Genomic DNA, 19,435 nt, shown 5'->3' with positions numbered 1-19,435 from the left:
GAGTGCGCTCTCCGACGAACCACCTCGGCGATGTGATCCCGGTTCCGTCCTCGGTGCGGCCGGCCTCGGCCGTCTTCTTCCCCCTCCACCTCTCCGGTACGGCGGTGAGCCCGGCCCCCGCCGCCCCCGGCGTCGCCGAGCACCTCGCCTCCACACTGGACCTGCCGCTGCGGGCCGGCGGGGCGATCCGCCTCGAACTGGACGACTCGGGCGAACCGGAGGCGTACCGGCTGGAGATCACCGCGGCGTCGGTGACGCTGCGGGCCGGGTCGGCGGCCGGCTTGTTCTGGGGCGTGCAGACCCTCGTGCAGCTGGCGGCGGGGGCGGACGAACTGCCGGGCGGCGTGATCGAGGACCGGCCCCGGTTCGCGTACCGCGGGGCGATGCTCGACCTGGCCCGGCACTTCTTCACCCCGGACGAGGTCAAGGCGCACATCGACCTGCTGGTCCAGTTCAAGATCAATCACCTGCACCTGCATCTCACCGACGACCAGGGCTGGCGGCTGGAGATCCCGGGACGGCCCCGGCTCACCGAGATCGGCGGCGGGCCGGGCACCGGCTGCGACGGGGCGGGGCCCGGCTTCCTCACCCTGGCCGAGTACGCGGATCTGGTCGCGTACGCCGCGGACCGGTTCGTCACGATCGTGCCGGAGATCGACATGCCCGGGCACGTGAACGCGGCGCTGGTCGCGTACCCGGAGCTGACCCCGGACGGGCAGCCGGTCGCGCCGCGGACCGACGGCGAGGTCGGGTACAGCTCGCTGACCGTGGGCAAGGAGGAGACCTACGCCTTCGTGGAGACCGTTCTCGGCGCGGTGGCCGAGCTGACACCCGGTCCCTACCTGCACATCGGCGGCGACGAGTGTCTCTCCACCGACCCGGCGGACTACCGCGCCTTCCTGGACCGGGTGCTCCCGCTCCCCGCCAAGTACGGCAAGCGCGTCATCGGCTGGAACGAGATCACCGCCGTCGACCTGCCGGAGACCGCGATCGTCCAGTACTGGCGCCGCCGGGACGAGGGGGACCACGTGGCCCGGACGCTCGCCGCCGGCCGTCAGGTGATCATGTCCCCGGCCGACCGCGCCTACCTCGACATGAAGTACGACGCGAGCACCCCGATCGGCCTGGACTGGGCCGGTCTGATCCCGGTCGAGCGGTCCTACGACTGGGACCCGGCCGACGTGCTGCCCGAGGAGTCCGTGCTCGGCGTCGAGGCTCCACTCTGGTCGGAGACCCTGCGCAGCGTCGCCGACGTGCAGTACCTGACCCTGCCGCGCCTGCCGGCCCTCGCCGAGATCGCCTGGTCCCCGCGCGGCGCCCGCGACTGGCCGTCGTTCCGGGACCGCCTGGCCGCTCTCGGTTCCCGCTGGGACGCCGCCGGGATCGGCTACCACCGGTCACCAGAGATCGACTGGCGTTGATCTATTGGCACGGTCTGTCCCTCCGGCCTAACCCAGTGGAGTGATGGTCCGCGTCTGATCGAGGTCGGCCATGCCACCCGTATATCTCCATGAGTCTCAGCCCGTAACCTAGGGCCTGCTCCGGCCACCGGAGCAGGCACTGGGCCGATTCGCGTGAGGAGAGCGGCGTGAGCAACGACGCGCGAGCGGCGGCGAGGTCGGCCGCAGCCCTGGCCGGCTTCCTGGTCGTCGCCGGAGCGCAACTGGCGGTGGTGCTGGCCGTCCTCTGGGCGGTGCTGAAGGTGCTGCCGAGTGAGTTCGCGCTCCGGGCCGGCGTGCCGCTGAGCATCGCCACGGTCGGCGCGCTCGGATCGGCGACCTGGCGTGCCCTGCATCTGCGGCGGCGGGTGCCGGCCGGAGTGGCGGTCACCCGGTCCGACGCCCCCGGGCTCTGGGAGGTGGTCGACGGCGCCGCGAAGGCCGCCGGGGTCGCCCCGCCGGACGGCGTGACCGTGGTCGCCGACGCCACCGCGACGCTCGGCGAGCGGACCCACCTGCTCGGCATGATCGGCGGACGCCGCGACCTCTACGTCGGGCTTCCCCTGCTGCAGGCGTGGGACACCGCGCGGCTGCGGGCGGTGGTGGCGCACGAACTGGCGCACGGGTCGGCGCGGCTCGGGCGGTGGGCGCCGATGGCGTACCGCGGGCGGGTGGCGATGGGCCGTGCGCTGCCCCGGCTCGCGCGGCGCAGCAATCCGGCGGGTCCGGCGCTCCGGGCGTACGCCAAGGTCTACCGCCGGATCGACGCGCCGTTCAGCCGGGCCCAGGAGCTCGCCGCCGACCGGATCGCGGCCGAGTACGCGGGCGCCACGGCCACCGCGGGCGCGCTGCGCGACCTGCCGGTGCTCGCCGGGATGCAGCGGGTGTTCCACGCCGAGTACCTGGGGCCCGGCTGGCAGGCCGGGCATGTGCCGGACGACGTGTTCGGCGGCTTCCTCCGGGTGCTCGCGGCCCGCGGCGAGGACGTGGCGATCCTGCGGGCGCGCGGACCCGAGCAGGCCGGCGCGTGGGACACCCACCCGCCGCTGGAGGAGCGGCTCGCCGCACTGCTCCCGCCGAAGACCGCCCCCGCGACGGAGCCGGCCACGGTGCCGGTTCAGGCCACGATGCCGGTTCAGGCCGGCGCTCCCGGCGCCGAATCGGCCGTCCCGGAACCGGCCGTCCCCGTCGCGGCGAGTGTCGGTGCCGGTGCGGCGGTGCCGGCGGAGGCCGGTGGCGAGACGCCGGTCGTCCCGCTGACTGAAAACTCCGACAAACCCGACGAGCCGGTTCTGACCGAGAGTGATGATCCGGCGGTGGCCGAGCCGGAGCCGGTCGTCGATCTGGTGCCCGACCTGCCCGGTCTGGGCCGTGCACTCCAGGCCGTGGCCTTCCCGGTCCAGGGGCGTACCCAGGTGGGGTGGGACGACTTCCTCAGCGTGGCGCGCACCGCGGAGATGGAGAAGGAGGCGGAGGCCGCGCTCGCCACCGTGTCGCGGGCGGTGGAGATCCCCGTGCCGGACGCCGCGCGCGTTCTCGACCTCGCGGCCGACGGCCGGCTGCACACCGCCGCGACCACGATCTTCCCCGGCCTCGGCGAGGAGGAGACCGCCGAGCGGATCGTCGAGTTGCTCGCGCTGATGTTCGCGCTGGCCGCCCTGCGCAGCGGCGTGGCCCGGTGGCGGCACAGCTGGACCGGGACCGCCGAGCTGGTCTCGCTGGAGGGCGCCTACCTCAACCTGGCCGACGTGGCGGCGGCCGCGGCCGATCCCACCGAGGTCGACGCGGTCCGGAACTACCTCGACAAGATCGGCGTGGACCTCTCCGCGCCGGTCGGCGAGCGCAACGCCCGGGCCCAGGTGCTCGGCGGCCTGGTCAACCTCTCGGCGGACGGCGAGCGGACCGACCTGCTCATCACCGACCTCGGGTTCGTGCTGGTGCCGGGCCTCTCCCGGGGCCAGGGCGTGGCGGCCAAACGGCGGCTGAGCAGGCTCGCCGCGGGTGGGGTCGCGGTCGACGCGCCGGTGCCGGCAGTGGCCCCGGAGCCGGCTCCCGCCGCCGGGGAGTCCGTCGAGCCGCCGATTTCCACAGGGGCTGTGGATAACCCGGAGCCGAAGCCCACCGCGGGCGGGCACCGGTTCGTGCCGTTCGTCGACGTGGCGACGGTGACCAGCCTGCCCGGCCGGCGCAAGAGCTGGGTGATCGGGCTGCGCGACGGCGCCAGCCTGACCGTGCGGACCTCGCTCGAGGCGGACGAGCTGCCCGGCGGCTGGGCGGCCTGGGACGAGGCGGTCGCCTTCCTGGCCGGCACCCGCTGACCCCCTTCGGCACCCCCGCGGGGACCGGTACGCCGGACCCGCAGGGGTGAAGGGCACGTATCGCGTGAACCCGGCGCCGTGAGTGGAACGTACCCCGCAGTGACTGATGTCTCGTCCATGACGGATGGACGACCGAAGCGTCACTTCAGGTCACAATAACCTCAGCGGCCGTTGGCTTCACCGACACGGGAAATGGGTAGCAGACCTCCCGTCGGAGCGGCGACGATCGCTTCAGACGCGGGGAGGCGCTGATGGACCGGGGGCCGATGGCACTGTTCGGAGCCATCGTCACAATCGGGCTGGGCCCGGCGTTGTGGCTCGGCGTCCAGCTCGGCGAGAGCGTTCGCCCGGGCGTCCACCCACCGGCGACGGTCCGTGATCAGTTGCCCGCCGCGCAGACCGACCCGGGCGGGTTCGGCGGCGGCGAGGAACTGCCCACCTCGGACCCGGCGATCACCTGGTACGCGGAGCCGTCGGCCGCGGAGTCGAGCGCGAGCACGTCGCCGTCGGCCAGCACCTCGGCCACGATGAGCCCGTCACGGTCGGTCTCGCCCTCGGCCACTGCGTCGGCCTCGGCCTCGGCCTCCGGCTCGCCGTCGGCCAGTGCCACCGCCACCTCGCCGTCCGCCGAGCCGACCGGCACCACCGGCGAGCCCGGCCCGGGAGGCACGTCCACGGGCGGCACGGGTGGTGGCGGCGAGATCCCCAGCGTCTCGCCCTCGGCCTTCTGACCTTGCCGGCTTCCGGCCGTTTCGGCCCGCGGCCTTGTCCACGAAGCAGCGAGGGGAGCCCGCCGGGCTCCCCTCGCTCCAGTTTCCGGTCGCTCTGTTTCCGGTTGCTCTAGTTTCCGGTTGCCCTGTTTCCGGTTGCCCTGTTTCCGGTTGCCCTGTTTCCGGTCGCTCGGTGCTTCGGCTCAGAGGCCGAGCAACCGGTCCAGGATGTCCCGGTAGCCGCGCAGCTCCTGGCGCAGCGCCTCGGTGTCGTCGCCACCGCTGGTCAGCGCGCCACGCTGCTGCCTGATCGCGGTGGTCAGCTTCTCGATGGTCTCGTCGACCAGTGCGGCGGCCTCGGCGGCCGACGCCTTCGGGTCGTCCACGAACTTCAGCTGGGTCTCCCGCCAGCGGTCGCGCAGCGGCTGGGTGTCCTCCACAGGGAAGAAGGCGGCGGGCCCGGCCGGCGCGGCGGCCCCGGCGGCGGGAACCGCGACGGCGGCGACCACCGGCTCGGCCGGGGCGGGCTCGGCGGCGGCGTCGAGCCCGCCGGCCTCCGTGGCCTCCTCCGCGGCGTCCTCGTCGGTCTCGGCCGGGGTCTCGTCCACCGCGGCGACCTCGTCGCTCTCTGCCGCGTCGGCCTCCGCGTCCGCCTCGGCGCGCTCCGCCTCGGCGCGCTCCGCCGCGTCCTCGTCCTCGGTCTTCGCGTCCACCACGGCCACGTCGTCCTTGTCGTCGTCGGCGGTCCGGTCCTCCAGCGGCACGTCGACGTCCTCGTCCCGCCGGTCCTCGTCCGCGTGGTACAGGCCCGCCTCGTGCCGTTCTGTATCGTCCTGAGCAGTTTCGTCCTGGTCCGCGTCGTCGCGCGGGTCCGGGTCGTCGAGCGGGCTCGTGTCGTCGTCCCGCCGGGCCGCGGGGGTCCAGGCCAGGTCGTCGCGGTTCTCCGCCGAGGTCCGGATCTCCTCGGTGTCGCCCTCGGTGTCCTCGTCGTTCCGCGGCGCCGGGGCGGTGGCGCCGAACGGTGCGGGCTCGTCGGCCGGGCCGTCGTGCCAGGGCGAGCCGGCCCGCTGCTGCGGTACGGCGACCGGTTCGGACTGTACGGTGCCGGGGCGGTCGTCCCGGTCGTCGACGTTGTCCGGGGCCTCGTTGGAGATGAAGCGCATCGTGGAGCTCCTCAGCGGCTGGTGGCGTCGGGCCGGGCGGGGGCGACGCCGGGGGTCGGGGCGGGATCGGTGCTGGTGGCGCTGGTCGTGCCGGTCGTGCTGGTGGTGCCGGCGTCCTCGGTGGCCGGTCGCTGGGCCGGGACGGTGGTGCCGGTGCCGGTCGTGCCGGTGGCGGTGCTGTCGGTGGCGCTCCGGTTCGGGACCGGGTCCTCGCCGAGCAGGTCGGCGAAGAGCGCGCGGTAGTGGACCAGCGCCTGGCGCAGATCCTCCGTGCCGGTCTCGTCATTCTTACTGCGCCGGCTGATCTCGTGGGCCTTCCGGTAATGCTCCAGAGTGGCCGCGTGCTCGACGGAGAGGTCGGCGAGCCGCTCGTCGTAGTCGCCGGTCGGGTAGCCCCGCTCGGTGATCAGCCGGGTGACCAGCTCGTCGGCGGTCTCGACCGCGGCCTTCGGGTCGTCCACGAACTGGATCTGGACCTCTTCCCAGGCGGCGGTGTACCGGCTGCGGGACTCGGCGGAGAGGGGCTTGAGCTCCAGCCGGGCGTGCCGCTTGGTGCGCTCGAGCAGCTCCCGCTCCGCCTCGGTGCGGTTGCCGGTGTCGGCGACCACCCGGTCGTACTCGGGGCCGAAGGTCTGTTGCAGCCTGCGGCGCCGTGCAGCCCGGGCGCCGAGGGCGATCGCGGCCAGGACGACCAGGATGACGACGATCAGGACGATGGTGGCGGTGGCGGACATCAGGTTCCTCCTTCTTCCTGGATCGGTATTCCCAGGCAGACCCGCCCATCAATCGCTTTCGGCGAAACATGTGGAAAAGCGGAAGTTTCCGCTGGTGGCTTCGGGGAACGGAGGAGACGCCCGGTGACCCGGGCCGGAGTGGCCGTGGAGGCGGTGCCGCGACAGTCTTTTGTCGGAACCCCGACGATCTTCGGACCTGGATAGACGCGCGTCTCGACGGGACAAACGTCATGGAAGCGAAGCTTTCGGTTGCCGCGGGAGCTAGCTGTGACGGACGTCTTTACGTATTCTGCCGAAGCGCGCGCTGCCCGGAGCCGGTCGTCCACTTCTGATCGGCGGCCCCGGGCCGGGCGCGCGCCGACGTTTTCCAACCGGACCCCTCGGGCGGAGCTTGATGAGAAGCCGCAACTGGTCGATCCGATCGAAGATCATCGCGATGGTCGCGGTGCCGCTCACCGCGGTCGTCGCGCTCTGGGTCTTCGCCACGGCGGCCACCCTCGGTCCCGCGCTGGACCTGCTCTCCGCGCGTGCTGCCGTGCACGCGCTCGGTGATCCCGGTCTGCGCCTCATCGCCCAGCTCCAGCGGGAGCGGCACTTCTCCGCCGTGTACGTCTCCGCCAAGTCCACTCCGGCCACCGACCTCAAGGCCCAGCGCGCCGCCACGGACCAGTCCATCGCCGAGTTCGAGTCGGCGATCGCCTCGGTCGACGACATGAGCGACGACCTGACCCAGCGGACCGCCGCGCTCTCCGAGAAGCTCGACGAGGTGATGGCCATCCGGGAACGGGTGGACCTCCGCGACCTGGACGCGCTCACCGCGATCCGGCCGTACAACTACGCGATCGACGCCGAGTTCGACGTCTCCTCCACCGCCGCGGTCTTCTTCCACGAGCGGGTCGACCGTGAGGTCCGCGGCCTGATCACCGGATACCGCGGCCAGGAGTACCTGAGCCGGGCGGACGCGATCCTGGCCGGCGCGAACGCCTCGGGCAACATCCACGCCATCGACCGGGGCGTGCTGATCGAGAACATCAGCACCTCGCGGTACCTGATCGCCTCCGGCGTCGCGGACATGCCGATCGAGGCCCGCGGCGACTACTCCCGGCTGATCACCAGCCCGGCCTTCATCGAGCTGGACATCAAGCAGAACCTGCTGATCGGCGAGAGCTACGCCGGTGGCCCGCCGCCGATCAGCGGGGCCGACTGGCAGCCGCTCTACGACGAGGTCTCCACCCAGCTGCGCGCGTTCGAACTGCGTACGGTCGACGAGGTCGCCTCCGACGCCACCCCGCTCGCCGTCAACGTGCTGCTCTGGCTGGGCCTCTCCGCGCTGATCGGCCTGGTCGCCTTCGTGCTCGCGATCTGGGTCTCGGTCCGGGTCGGCCGCTCCATGGTCGGCCGCCTGATCAAGCTGCGGCGCGAGGCCCTGGAGCTGGCCGCGGAGAGACTGCCCACGGTGGTCCGCCGGCTGCAGCACGGCGAACCGGTCGACGTCGACGTCGAGACGCCCCCGCTGGAGTACGGCCGGGACGAGATCGGCGAGCTGGCCAACGCCTTCAACGACGTGCAGCGTACGGCCGTGCAGTCCGCGGTCGAGGAGGCGAACGTCCGGCGCGGCATCAACGAGGTCTTCCTCAACATCGCCCGCCGCAGCCAGACCCTGCTGCACCGCCAGCTCTCGCTGCTGGACCGGATGGAGCGCCGGGAGACCGAGCCCGAGGAGCTGGAGGACCTGTACCGGGTCGACCACCTCGCCACCCGGATGCGGCGGCACGCCGAGGACCTGGTCATCCTGGCCGGCGCGGCGCCCGGCCGGGGCTGGCGCAACCCGGTGCCGGTGATCGACGTGGTCCGCGGCGCGATCAGTGAGGTGGAGGACTACAAGCGGGTGGACATCCGCTCGGTGGCCTCGTCCGCGCTGCTCGGCCGCTCGGTCGGTGACGTGATCCACCTGCTCGCCGAGCTGATCGAGAACGCCGCCTCGTTCTCCCCGCCGCACACCCGGGTCCAGGTCTCCGGTCAGACGCTGCCGAACGGCTACGCGATCGAGATCGAGGACCGGGGCCTGGGCATGACCCCGGAGGGTATCCAGCAGGCGAACCGGCGGCTGGCCGAGCCGCCCGAGTTCGACCCGGCGGACAGCGCCCGGCTGGGCCTCTTCGTGGTGGCCCAGCTCGCGCACCGGCACCACATCCGGGTCTCGCTGCGGGCCTCGGCGTACGGCGGTGTGACCGCGGTGGTGCTGATCCCCGGTGACCTGGTGACCGCACTCCCGGAGAGCCGGCAGGCCGGTCTGGGCAGCCGTTCCCTGGAGGCACCGCTGGTCGGCTCCGGCTCGGAGGAGCCGGGGCGCAGCTCGCTGGCCGCCCTGCAGTGGTCCGGCGACGAGCAGTTGCAGGAGGTCGCCGCGGCACCCGCCCGGCGGGCCATCGACGGCCGGCCGGACGCGGTGCCGCACTCGGCCGCCGACCTGCTCGGACCGGCGCACAGCACGGTCGCCGCCGAGCTCAGCGCCGAGGGCCTGGTCCAGCGGCGCCGGCCGCAGCGGGTCCCGCAGGTGCCGCCCTCGCCCAGCGACGTGTCGCCCGCCGACCTGGCCGACGCGCTGGGCGCGCTCGGGGCCCGTTCGGTGCCGCGCAACTCGGCACCGCCGGTCCCCGCGCCGGCCGCGCCGCCCGTGCCCGCGCCGGCCGCCTCGCCCGTGCCGGCTCCCGCGGCACCGCAGATTCCGGCGGCGGCGACGGCGGGCGTTCCGCCCGTGACAACCTCGTCTACAATGGACATCTCGGGCGCGGACGACGACACCGAGAACCTGCCGCGGCGGGTGCGCCAGGCTAACCTGGCGCCGCAGCTGCGCCGTCCGGTGGCGGAGCGCGAGTCCACGGCGCCACGGCGTACGCCCGACCAGGCTCGTACGCTGATGAACGCGCTGCAGCGCGGCACCACCCGGGGCCGTGTCGACGCGGCCAAGGCCGGCCGGGTCGAGCCCGGCCGGGTCGAGGCGGCGCGGGATGCCGACGAGACGCAGCAGATCGAGCGGATCGCACCTGTGCAGCAGGTGACGACGACGGAGACGGAGAAGCCGGCGACCGGATTGAACGTTGCTGAGGCGAGCGACGTTTTGTTCGCCGATGCGGCTACCGTCGTCATCCCGGTTCTCGCGGACCTCGCGGGCACCGGGGAGGGGACAGCATCAGGGGTTGAGGTGGGGACGTCGGGGGACCGCGCCGCCAGCCCGGGGGACAGTGTGATCAGGCCGGAGAAGGACGCTTAAGTGGCACAGACGAAGCAGCAGACCGCGAACCTCACCTGGCTCCTCGACGACCTCGTCGAACGGGTGCCGACCGCTCAGCAGGCCGTGGTGCTCTCCGCGGACGGCCTGATGCTGGGAGCCTCCGCCGGGATGAACCGGGAGGACGCCGAGCACCTCTCCGCGATGGCGGCCGGTTTCCAGAGCCTGGCCAAGGGCGCGAGCCGGCACTTCCGGGCCGGCCAGGTACGCCAGACGGTGGTGGAGATGGAGGAGGCCTTCCTCTTCGTCACCGCCGCCGGATCCGGGGCCTGCCTGGCCGTTCTCGCCTCGGCCGACGCCGATCTGGGCCTGATCGCCTACGAGATGGCGATGCTGGTCACCCGCGTCGGGCAGACGATGAGCGCCCCGGAGCGGCTTACGGGCACCGATGCCCTCTGAGCCTCGCCGCGTGCACCACGACTGGATGGACCAGGACGCGGGTCCCGTCGTCCGGCCGTACGCGATGACTCAGGGCCGGGTGGCGGCCTCGGGCGACTTCGACCTGGTCGCCTTCGTGGTCGCCACCGTGCCCGACCTCACGCCCGGCGTCCATCTCCAGCCGGAGCACCACGCCATCGTCGAGGCGGCCTGGGAGCCGATCTCGGTGGTCGAGCTGGCTTCTCAGCTCGACCTATCGATCGGCGTGGTCCGGGTGTTGCTCGGTGATCTACGCTCAGCGGGTCTCATCTCGCTCTACGAACCTCCCGCGGCCGAGCAGCCGCACGACGTCGACGTTCTCAAGGCGGTTGTCAATGGGCTCCGTGCGCTCTGAACACAGCGGATCGCGCATCCCCGTCGCGCTCAAGATCCTGATCGCGGGGGGCTTCGGCGTGGGCAAGACCACGATGGTCGGCTCGGTGAGTGAGATCCGCCCGCTGCAGACCGAGGAGATCCTCACCGGTGCCGAGGGTGCCGACGATCTGTCCGGGGTGGAGGCGAAGACCACCACCACGGTGACCATGGACTTCGGTCGCATCACCATCACCGACGACCTCCAGCTCTACCTCTTCGGTACGCCCGGACAGGACCGTTTCTGGTTCCTCTGGGACGAGTTGTCCCAGGGGGCGCTGGGTGCCGTCGTGCTGGCCGACACCCGCCGGCTGGCCGACTGCTTCCCGTCGATCGACTACTTCGAGCAGCGGGGCACCCCGTTCGTGGTCGCGGTGAACTGCTTCGACACCGACCACCGGTTCGGCCCGGAGGCGGTCTCCCGCGCCCTCGACCTGGACCCGGGCGTCCCGGTGGTGCTCTTCGACGCCCGCGACCAGAAGGCCGCGCGCAACGTCCTGATCGAACTGGTCGAGTACGTGGCCCGCCGCCAGCTGGCCTCCGCCGGCCGCCGTTAGCCGGCGTTTCGGAATCCGGCCGAGTGCCAGGCGCGGCCTGGACGGGCCCGGGCGCCGGTGGACGGAACCGGCCGCCGTTACACGGGCCCGGGCGCCGGGCCCGTACTCTCCCGGATCACCAGGGTGGTCGGCAGCAGGGTGCGCGTCGCCGTGGTCTGGCCGCCCTGGAGGGCCGATCGGAGCGCGGTGGCGGCCGCCCGGCCCTTCGCCTCCACGTCCTGGCGGACCGTGGTCAGGCAGGGGCGGAGCTGGCTCGCCACCGGGCCGTCGTCGAAACCGGTCACCGACAGGTCGTCCGGGATGCGCAGGCCCAGGTCCTCGGCGGCCTGGTAGACGCCGACGGCGGTCACGTCGGAGAAGCACAGGACGGCGGTCGGGCGGTCCGGGGTGGCGAGCAGCTCCCGGGCGTCGGCGCGGATCGCGTCGACCCGCTCGAACGGCTCGCGGATGGTCGGCGGGTGGATGCCGGCCGGGGCCAGTACGTCCGCCCAGCCGAGGCGGCGCTGGGTGGACGCGTAGCCCTCCAGGAGTGCCGAGGGGTCGGTGACCAGGCCGTGTGGTCCGTGGGAGCCCGCTATCGCGTACGCGAAACGCTCGTGACCTTGATCGAGGAGATGCTGAGCGGTGGCCCTGGCGCCCTCCCGGTCCGCGACGTTGACGCTGGGGTAGCCGGCGATCGGGTCCTGGTCGACGAAGACCAGGGGGAGCCTGCGGCGCTGGAGCCAGGCGACCGCGGGCGAGGTGGGATCGCAGGAGTAGATCAGCGCGCCGTCCATCGCCACGTCCCGGGCCGGGATCAGGTCACCGGAACCGGTCGACGTGAGCAGCGTGATGGAGAGGCCGGTCGGGGCGAGCTCCTCGGCGATGGCGGCGAGGAAGTCACCGGCGACCAGGTCGGTGAAGGCGTACCGCAGCGAGTCGGTGAGCAGGATGCCGATCGTGCCGGTGGTGCCCTTGGCGAGGGCCCGCGCGGTCGGGTCGGGGCCGGCGTAGCCGAGCTCCTGGGCGGCGTCCAGGATCCGGCGGCGCAGGGTGGGGGAGAGCTGGTCGGGGCGGGAGAACGCGTTCGACACGGTCATCCGGCTGACACCGACCCGGTCCGCGATCGTCTGCAACGTCACCCGGGGCATGGCGACCACGGTATGCCGGACGGGCGGCGCGTCTCCAACCGGACGGTGGCCGGAGACGCGTCGCACCCGCTCTTACCGGAGGGAGAGCACACCATCTCTGTACCGGTACAGTAGATCCGGTCTTCTGTACCGGTCAAGAAGGGCCGCGTGCCAGGTTTTCCGGCCGGGGTGTGATGGGATCGGGGCATGGGTGCGAACGCTGAGTACGTCTTCGTCGGTTGCTACACCGGAGACAAGGGGGGCGAGGGGGACGGCATCACGCTGCTGCGCCGGGACCCCGCGACCGGGGATCTCACCCGGCTCGGCCTCGCCGCGCGGACCCCGTCACCGTCCTTCCTCGCGCAGCACCCCACCCTCCCGGTGCTCTACGCGGTCAACGAGATCGACCCGGAGGGCACGGTCACCGCGTTCTCGGTCGCGCCGGACTGCTCGCTGATCCCGCTCGCGGTCCACCCGACCGGCGGCGGCGACCCGTGTCATCTCGCGGTCACCGCGGACGGGCGGCACCTCGTGGTGGCGAACTACGCGAGCGGGTCGGTCGCGGTCTTCCCGCTGGACGCCGCGGGCGTACCCGGGGAGCGCAGTGACCTGCTCACCCTGGCCGGCTCCGGGCCGGACGCGGAGCGGCAGGCGTCCCCACACGCGCACATGGTGGTCCCCGACCGGAACGGCCCCGACGTGCTCATCTCCGACCTCGGCTCGGACCGGGTCTGGCGGGCCCGGCTGGACCCGAACACGGGGCGGCTGGGGCTGACCGAGCCGGCGGTGGAGGCGAAGCCCGGGACCGGGCCGCGGCACCTGGTCCGCTCGGCGGACGGTGCCCTGCTGCTCGCCGGCGAGCTGACCGGGAGCCTGAGCTGGTACCGCCCGGCCGGCGGGCCCGTGCTGGAGCAGCGCGGCGAGACGGCCGCGAGCACCGGCGCCGGGCCGGTCTATCCGTCGGAGATCACGATGGGCCGGGACGGGCGTTTCGTCTATCTGGCGAACCGCGGCCCGGACACCGTCACGACGTTCGCGTGGGACGGCGAGACAGCGACGGTCGTCGCTGAAGTTCCCACTAATGGATCTTGGCCACGGCACATGACGCTGCTCGGGGATCACCTCTACGTAGCCAATCAGCGTTCACACAACGTGACGGTTTTCCGTATCGATCCGGACACCGGAATTCCCGCTTCGCAAGGTGAGCCGAGCGGGGAGCCGAGCCCCACCTGTCTTCTCCGATGGCACCCCGCGATGATCAGGCCATAGGCGACATCGGTCACCGGTTCACGGTTGTGATCAATCTGATGAAAACCGGCGCGTGGGAGCGTGAACCGTCTACGCAACGAGATGACGCCATCACGCTGAGTGTCGATTAGATCGGGAAACGCCAATCTGAGTAATTTTCGACCGAACGTATATGGCATTTAGCTCTGGGCTTGCGCACTATGGAGCGCGTGTCTGGCCGCCATCGTAGAAACTTCAACCTAAAGGGGGCGAGCGTCGTCGGAGGAGCGATGGCGATCGTCGTGGTAATAGCGGGAACGTGGCTCGGTTACCAGCAACTGGCTGATTCCGGGTGTACGGGTTCCATCAAGCTGTCTGTCGCCGCTGCCCCCGAAATAGCGCCCGCCGTATCCGAGACCGCAGAGGCGTGGTCCAAGAGCGGCGCCAATGTCAATGGCACCTGCGTAACTGTCGCGGTGAGTGAGCAGAACCCGGCGGACGTCGCCGGTGCGATCTCCCGTGAGCACGGTGTCAGCCTCTCCGGGCTCGGTACCGCGCCGGAGACGGTCCAGGTGCCGGACGTCTGGCTCCCGGACTCCTCCACGTGGCTGCTGCGCCTGCAGAACGAGGCCTCCGGCTTCACGCCCAGCAAGATCACCTCGGTGGCGCAGAGCCCCCTGGTGATCGCCATGCCCGAGCCTGTCGCCAAGCAGGCCGGCTGGGAGGGCAAGGCGCTCGCGCTCACCACGCTGCTGAAGCAGTTCGGCAGCGCCGACGCGCCCAACTTCGGCATCGTCAACCCGGCCCGGGACGCCTCCGGCCTGACCGCCCTGATGGCGATCGCATCGGCCGCGGGCGAGGGCGAGGAGGCCCTCAAGTCCCGGGTGCAGGCGCTGACCGTGCTCGCCGAGAACTCCTCGGCGCTCCGCGAGGAACTGCTGCAGAAGTTCCCGCGCTCCACCGACGAGGGCGACATCGCCGAGGCGCTCGGCGCCGCGCCGCTCTCCGAGGAGGACGTGATCGAGTACAACGCTCAGCGTCCCCAGGTCCAGCTCAGCGCGCTCTATCTGGACCCGAGCCCGGTGCCGCTGGACTACCCGTACTCGGTGCTCCCGCAGGTCGTCGACGGGGAGAAGCTCTCCGCGGCGCAGGGCCTGCTGGCGCAGCTGACCTCGGCCTCGTTCAAGAACGAGATCGCCAACGCGGGCCTCCGCTCCCCGGACGGCACGTACGGCTCCGGCTTCTCCGCTCCGCTCGGTGCGCCCAAGGCCTCGCCGGCGATCAGCGAGTCCACCGAGAACACCGGTGGCACCGCCGCGGCCGCCGGGCTGACCGCCGACTCGGTCAGCCAGGTCGTGGGCAGCTGGAACGCCGCCACCCAGCCGGGCCGGGTGCTCGCCGTCTTCGACGTCTCCGGATCGATGAAGACCAAGGTGCCGACCGCCGGCAACCTGACGCGTGCCGTGGTGACCCAGCGGGCCGCCGCGGCGGGTCTGGCGATGTTCAGCAACCAGTGGGCGGTCGGTGTGTGGAAGTTCTCCACGGACATGGACGGCTCCAAGCCGTACGTGGAGCTTCGCAAGATCACACCGCTCTCCACCGGCCGGGACTACGTGTCGAGCTCGATCGCCGAGCTGACGCCGAAGGACGAGGGCAACACCGGTCTCTACGACACGGTGCTCGCCGCGTACCGCTCGGCCAAGGCGAACTGGAAGGCCGGCAAGGTCAACTCGGTCATCCTCTTCACCGACGGGCAGAACGACAACCCGGACGGCCTCAAGCAGGATGAGCTGCTCGCGGCGCTCAAGAAGGAGCAGGACCCGAAGAAGTTCGTCCGGCTCGTGCTGATCGGCATCGGTGACGACGTCGACAAGAACGAGCTCGGTGCGATCTCCAAGGCGGTCACCGGCAGTGGCGTCTTCATCGCCGAGGACCCCGCGAAGATGGGCGACATCTTCCTCCAGGCGATCGGCTCCCGCACCGGGGTCAGCTGACCTCGCTGCCCACTCGCGGCGGCTGCCGACCTCACGGTCGGTGGTCGCCGCTTTTAATTCCTCCAGTACGCGCTCCCCGCCCCGTGCCCGCTCAAAAGGTGCTCGGGGGCGGTGCCATCGGTCATCCGGCCCGGCGCAGCCACGCGGCGGGATCGTCGCGTACCTCCCGGATCGCCGCGTCCGCCGCCCCACGGACCGCCGCGTCCGCGCCGAGCGCCGCGGCCCGCAGCCTGACCGGTGCCAGCCCCGCGGTCAGCACCCGGCGCCGTAGCTCCGCCTCGATCCCGGCCCGCAGTCGCTCGAAGTGCGGCGCGAACGCCCCGCCCAGCACGATCACCGGCACGTCCAGCAGGTTGACCACGGCGGCCAGCGCGATACCGAGCGCCTTCGCGGCGAGCGGCTCGTCGGCGGCGAGAGCCTCCTGGCCGGCGTACTGCTCCAGGCAGCCGTGCGCGCCGCACCGGCACGGGCGCCCGTCCGGGAAGACCGTCAGGTGCCCGATCTCGCCGCTCCACCCGCGGACCCCGCGGTACAGGTCGCCGTCGAGGACCAGTCCGGCGCCGATGCCGATCTCGCCGGAGATGTACAGGAAGGTGGGATCGCCGCCGGTGACCCGCAGCTCGCCCAGGGCCGCGAGGTTCGCCTCGTTGTCGACGGTGACCGGCAGGCCGGCCAGCTCGGGCACCGCCCGCAGCAGCCCCGGCGCGTCCACGTCCTGCCAGCCCAGGTTCGGCGCGACCCGGACCAGGCCGTCGGTGACCAGGCCGGGCACGGCCAGCGCGGCGCCGGCCACGGTCAGCCCGTCGGCCTCGGCGTCCAGCCGGGCCCGGGCGGCCAGCCGGCCGAGGGCGGCGAGCGCCTCGCCGGCGGTGAGCGGGCGCTGGTCGGCGTGCTCGACCAGGCGCCGGCGGACCGCGCCGGTCAGGTCGACCACGCAGGCGGCCCGGTAGTCGACGTTGATCTCCAGTCCTAGACCTGCCGGGCCCGCCGAGGTGAGCGCCAGGCCGATCGCCGGGCGGCCCGCGCCGGTCCGGGGCGCCGGGTCGAGCTCGGTGAGCAGGCCGCCGGCGACCAGGTCGTCGACGAGCGCGGAGACGGTGGCCCGGGTCAGCCCGGTGGCGGCCGCGACGGCGGCCCGGGACGGCCGATCCGCGCTGTTCGCCACGGTGGAGAGGACCAGCGCGAGATTATGGGCCCGCACACTCGACTGCCGGACGGGTGCGGTGGACTTCGAGGTCAGCCGGGCCGTCACGCCCTTGACAATGCCACACGCCCTCCAAATAATTCAACCAATAAACAAATCAGCGGTGTTTCGCTTCGTTTCGTCCTCGCTACGCATCGTGGAGGTATCCCGTGTCGCTCCAGCCCACCCGTGACGACAAGTTCTCCTTCGGTCTCTGGACCGTCGGATGGCAGGCGCGCGACCCGTTCGGCGACGCCACCCGTCCGGCGCTCGACCCGATCGAGGCGGTGCACAAGCTCGCCGAGGTCGGCGCGTACGGCATCACGTTCCACGACGACGACCTGGTGCCCTTCGGCGCCGACGCGCAGACCCGCGACGGCATCGTCGCCGGGTTCAAGAAGGCGCTCGACGAGACCGGCCTGATCGTCCCGATGGTGACCACCAACCTCTTCACCCACCCGGTCTTCAAGGACGGCGGCTTCACCAGCAACGACCGCGACGTCCGCCGGTACGCGCTCCGCAAGGTGCTGCGCCAGATGGACCTCGGCGCCGAGCTGGGCGCCAAGACCCTGGTGCTCTGGGGCGGTCGCGAGGGCGCGGAGTACGACTCGGCGAAGGACGTCAAGGCCGCGCTGGACCGCTACCGCGAGGCGCTCAACCTGCTCGCGCAGTACTCCGAGGACCGGGGCTACGGCTTCCGCTTCGCCATCGAGCCGAAGCCGAACGAGCCCCGCGGCGACATCCTGCTCCCGACCGCCGGCCACGCCATCGCGTTCGTGCAGGAGCTGGAGCGCTCCGAGCTCTTCGGCATCAACCCCGAGGTCGGCCACGAGCAGATGTCGAACCTCAACTTCACCCAGGGCATCGCCCAGGCGCTCTGGCACGAGAAGCTCTTCCACATCGACCTGAACGGCCAGCACGGCCCGAAGTACGACCAGGACCTGGTCTTCGGCCACGGTGACCTGCTCAACGCGTTCTCCCTGGTCGACCTCCTGGAGAACGGCGCGGACGGCGGCCCGGCGTACGACGGCCCCCGCCACTTCGACTACAAGCCGTCGCGGACCGAGGACTTCACCGGCGTCTGGGAGTCGGCGAAGGCGAACATCCGGATGTACCTGCTGCTCAAGGAGCGGGCGAAGGCGTTCCGCGCCGACCCCGAGGTGCAGGAGGCGCTCGCGGCGTCCAAGGTCGCCGAGCTGAGCACGCCGACCCTGAACCCCGGCGAGACCTACGCCGACCTGCTGGCCGACCGCTCCGCGTTCGAGGACTTCGACGCGGACGCCGCCGGTGCCCAGGGCTACGGCTTCGTCCGGCTGAACCAGCTCGCCGTCGAGCACCTGCTCGGGGCCCGCTAACCGTGGCGCTCGTCGCGGGGATCGACAGCTCGACGCAGTCGTGCAAGGTCGTCATCCGGGACGCCGAGACCGGTGCGCTGGTCCGGCAGGGCCGGGCGGCGCACCCGGACGGCACCGAGGTGCATCCGGACGCCTGGTGGACGGCGTTGCAGGAGGCGATCGCGGAGGCCGGCGGCCTGGACGACGTGGCCGCCGCCTCGGTCGCCGGACAGCAGCACGGCATGGTCGTGCTCGACGAGGCGGGCGAGGTGGTCCGCCCGGCGCTGCTCTGGAACGACACGCGCAGCGCGGGGGCGGCCGCCGACCTGATCGCCGAGCTCGGCGGCGGCGAGAAGTGGGCCGAGGCGGTCGGCATCGTGCCGGTCGCCAGCTTCACCCTGACCAAGCTGCGCTGGCTGGCCCGGAACGAGCCGGAGAACGCGGCCCGGGTGGCCGCGGTCTGCCTGCCGCACGACTGGCTGACCTGGAAGCTCTCCGGGTCGAGGAACATCGCGGACATCCGGACCGACCGCAGCGACGCCAGCGGGACGCTCTACTGGTCCGCGAAGACCGGCGAGTACCGCCACGACCTGCTGGAGCTCGGCTTCGGCCGGCGGATCGGGGTGCCGGAGGTGCTCGGCCCGACCGGGATCGCGGGCCGCCTGCCGAACGGCGCCCCGCTCGGTCCCGGCGCCGGGGACAACGCGGCGGCCGCCCTCGGCACCGGCGCGCTCCCCGGCGACGTGATCGTCTCGATCGGCACCTCCGGGACGGTCTTCGTCTCGTCGGACGCCGCACCGGTCGACCCGACCGGCACGGTGGCCGGGTTCGCCGACACCACCGGCCGGTACCTGCCGATCGTGGTCACGCTGAACGCGGCCCGGGTCCTCGACGCGGCCGCCACGCTGCTCGGGGTCTCGCACGACGAGCTGTCCCGGCTCGCGCTCTCGGCTCCGGCGGGCGCGGACGGGCTGGTCCTGGTGCCGTACCTGGAGGGCGAGCGGACCCCGAACCGGCCGGACGCCACCGGCGCGATCCACGGGCTGACGCTGAAGACCGCCGACCCGGCGCACCTGGCCCGGGCCGCCGTGGAGGGCATGCTCTGCGCCCTCGCCGACGGCCTGGACGCGCTGGTCGGCCAGGGAGCCGAGGCGAACCGGATCGTGCTGGTCGGCGGGGGAGCGCGCAGCGAGGCGGTCCGCCGCATCGCACCCGCGCTCTTCGGCAAGCCGGTCCTGGTCCCGCCGCCCGGCGAGTACGTCGCCGACGGCGCGGCCCGTCAGGCGGCCTGGGTCGCGCTCGGCGAGGACACCCCACCCGCGTGGTCCGCCGAGCCGCCCACGGTGTACGAGGCCACCCCCGTCCCGCTGATCCGCGAGCAGTACGCGGCCGCCCAGCACGCCGTGCTGGACCGCCCCCGCTGATCTCGCATCTCTCCGGCCGGCTCCTCCTCCCAGGGGAGCCGGCCGGAACTTTCTGCCGGAAACCTGTTGTCCGTCGCCGCCCGCGCCATCTACGTATCCGGCGGCGGTGAGCAGTCCTCGTTCTCCGTCGCCCGGCCGAATCCCCCTCGGCCGATCCCCGAT

Annotated in this window: 15 protein-coding genes; 10 read left to right on the top strand and 5 right to left on the bottom strand. The window is 72.4% G+C overall.

All coding sequences use genetic code 11. From position 1 onward, the window contains the following. Window positions 1–2 precede the first annotated feature (2 nt). Together AB0M08_RS17380 and AB0M08_RS17375 are read left to right on the top strand one after the other, a co-directional pair. Window positions 3–1,421 carry a family 20 glycosylhydrolase gene (locus AB0M08_RS17380; RefSeq protein WP_364493678.1) on the top strand — a complete coding sequence of 473 codons (1,419 nt, stop codon included), beginning with the start codon at window positions 3–5 and terminating at the stop codon, window positions 1,419–1,421. 167 nt (window positions 1,422–1,588) lie between these two features. Then, on the top strand, window positions 1,589–3,757 hold the full coding sequence (locus AB0M08_RS17375; protein ID WP_364493676.1) for a M48 family metalloprotease: 2,169 nt from the start codon (window positions 1,589–1,591) through the stop codon (window positions 3,755–3,757). 379 nt (window positions 3,758–4,136) lie between these two features. Here AB0M08_RS17375 and AB0M08_RS17370 read toward each other — a convergent pair whose 3' ends face one another. The 3 genes from AB0M08_RS17370 to AB0M08_RS17360 all read right to left on the bottom strand — a co-directional run bounded on the left by AB0M08_RS17370 (window position 4,137) and on the right by AB0M08_RS17360 (window position 6,364). Next, the gene (locus tag AB0M08_RS17370; RefSeq protein WP_364493674.1) at window positions 4,137–4,433 is read right to left on the bottom strand and encodes a hypothetical protein; all 297 of its coding nucleotides are present in this window, start codon (window positions 4,431–4,433) and stop codon (window positions 4,137–4,139) included. 237 nt (window positions 4,434–4,670) lie between these two features. Further along, window positions 4,671–5,630: a hypothetical protein gene (locus AB0M08_RS17365; RefSeq protein ID WP_364493672.1), complete on the bottom strand. Its 960-nt coding sequence runs from the start codon at window positions 5,628–5,630 to the stop codon at window positions 4,671–4,673. An 11-nt stretch (window positions 5,631–5,641) separates the two neighbouring features. Further along, window positions 5,642–6,364 carry a hypothetical protein gene (locus tag AB0M08_RS17360; protein WP_364493670.1) on the bottom strand — a complete coding sequence of 241 codons (723 nt, stop codon included), beginning with the start codon at window positions 6,362–6,364 and terminating at the stop codon, window positions 5,642–5,644. Between the two features lie 394 nt (window positions 6,365–6,758). Between AB0M08_RS17360 and AB0M08_RS17355 the strand changes: the two genes are divergently transcribed. The 4 genes from AB0M08_RS17355 to AB0M08_RS17340 are packed head-to-tail and all read left to right on the top strand — an operon-like array spanning window position 6,759 to window position 11,002. Further along, window positions 6,759–9,638, top strand: coding sequence for a nitrate- and nitrite sensing domain-containing protein (locus AB0M08_RS17355; RefSeq protein WP_364493668.1), 2,880 nt, complete (start codon window positions 6,759–6,761; stop codon window positions 9,636–9,638). After that, window positions 9,639–10,055, top strand: a complete 417-nt coding sequence (locus AB0M08_RS17350) for a roadblock/LC7 domain-containing protein (protein WP_364493666.1) — start codon at window positions 9,639–9,641, stop codon at window positions 10,053–10,055. Beyond that, window positions 10,045–10,428: a DUF742 domain-containing protein gene (locus AB0M08_RS17345; protein ID WP_364493664.1), complete on the top strand. Its 384-nt coding sequence runs from the start codon at window positions 10,045–10,047 to the stop codon at window positions 10,426–10,428. The genes AB0M08_RS17350 and AB0M08_RS17345 overlap by 11 nt, the downstream gene beginning before the upstream one ends. Then, on the top strand, window positions 10,409–11,002 hold the full coding sequence (locus AB0M08_RS17340) for an ATP/GTP-binding protein (protein WP_364493662.1): 594 nt from the start codon (window positions 10,409–10,411) through the stop codon (window positions 11,000–11,002). The genes AB0M08_RS17345 and AB0M08_RS17340 overlap by 20 nt, the downstream gene beginning before the upstream one ends. A gap of 77 nt (window positions 11,003–11,079) precedes the next feature. Here AB0M08_RS17340 and AB0M08_RS17335 read toward each other — a convergent pair whose 3' ends face one another. Beyond that, on the bottom strand, window positions 11,080–12,132 hold the full coding sequence (locus tag AB0M08_RS17335; protein ID WP_364493660.1) for a LacI family DNA-binding transcriptional regulator: 1,053 nt from the start codon (window positions 12,130–12,132) through the stop codon (window positions 11,080–11,082). 186 nt (window positions 12,133–12,318) lie between these two features. Between AB0M08_RS17335 and AB0M08_RS17330 the strand changes: the two genes are divergently transcribed. Both AB0M08_RS17330 and AB0M08_RS17325 read left to right on the top strand, forming a co-directional pair. Beyond that, a complete protein-coding gene (locus AB0M08_RS17330) occupies window positions 12,319–13,380 on the top strand; it encodes a lactonase family protein (RefSeq protein ID WP_364493658.1) in 1,062 nt (353 codons plus the stop codon). A 179-nt stretch (window positions 13,381–13,559) separates the two neighbouring features. Beyond that, window positions 13,560–15,332 carry a substrate-binding and VWA domain-containing protein gene (locus tag AB0M08_RS17325; RefSeq protein WP_364493656.1) on the top strand — a complete coding sequence of 591 codons (1,773 nt, stop codon included), beginning with the start codon at window positions 13,560–13,562 and terminating at the stop codon, window positions 15,330–15,332. A 121-nt stretch (window positions 15,333–15,453) separates the two neighbouring features. Here the strand turns inward: AB0M08_RS17325 and AB0M08_RS17320 are convergent, their stop codons facing one another. Continuing rightward, a complete protein-coding gene (locus tag AB0M08_RS17320; protein ID WP_364493654.1) occupies window positions 15,454–16,584 on the bottom strand; it encodes an ROK family protein in 1,131 nt (376 codons plus the stop codon). 101 nt (window positions 16,585–16,685) lie between these two features. Between AB0M08_RS17320 and xylA the strand changes: the two genes are divergently transcribed. Both xylA and xylB read left to right on the top strand, forming a co-directional pair. Continuing rightward, a complete protein-coding gene (gene xylA, locus AB0M08_RS17315) occupies window positions 16,686–17,870 on the top strand; it encodes a xylose isomerase (RefSeq protein ID WP_364493652.1) in 1,185 nt (394 codons plus the stop codon). Between the two features lie 2 nt (window positions 17,871–17,872). Further along, on the top strand, window positions 17,873–19,273 hold the full coding sequence (gene xylB, locus AB0M08_RS17310) for a xylulokinase (protein ID WP_364493650.1): 1,401 nt from the start codon (window positions 17,873–17,875) through the stop codon (window positions 19,271–19,273). The last annotated feature ends 162 nt before the right edge of the window (window positions 19,274–19,435 follow it).

Source organism: Actinoplanes sp. NPDC051851 (assembly GCF_040681165.1).
GTDB lineage: Bacteria > Actinomycetota > Actinomycetes > Mycobacteriales > Micromonosporaceae > Actinoplanes.
This window is presented reverse-complemented; position numbering and strand designations above follow the sequence as displayed.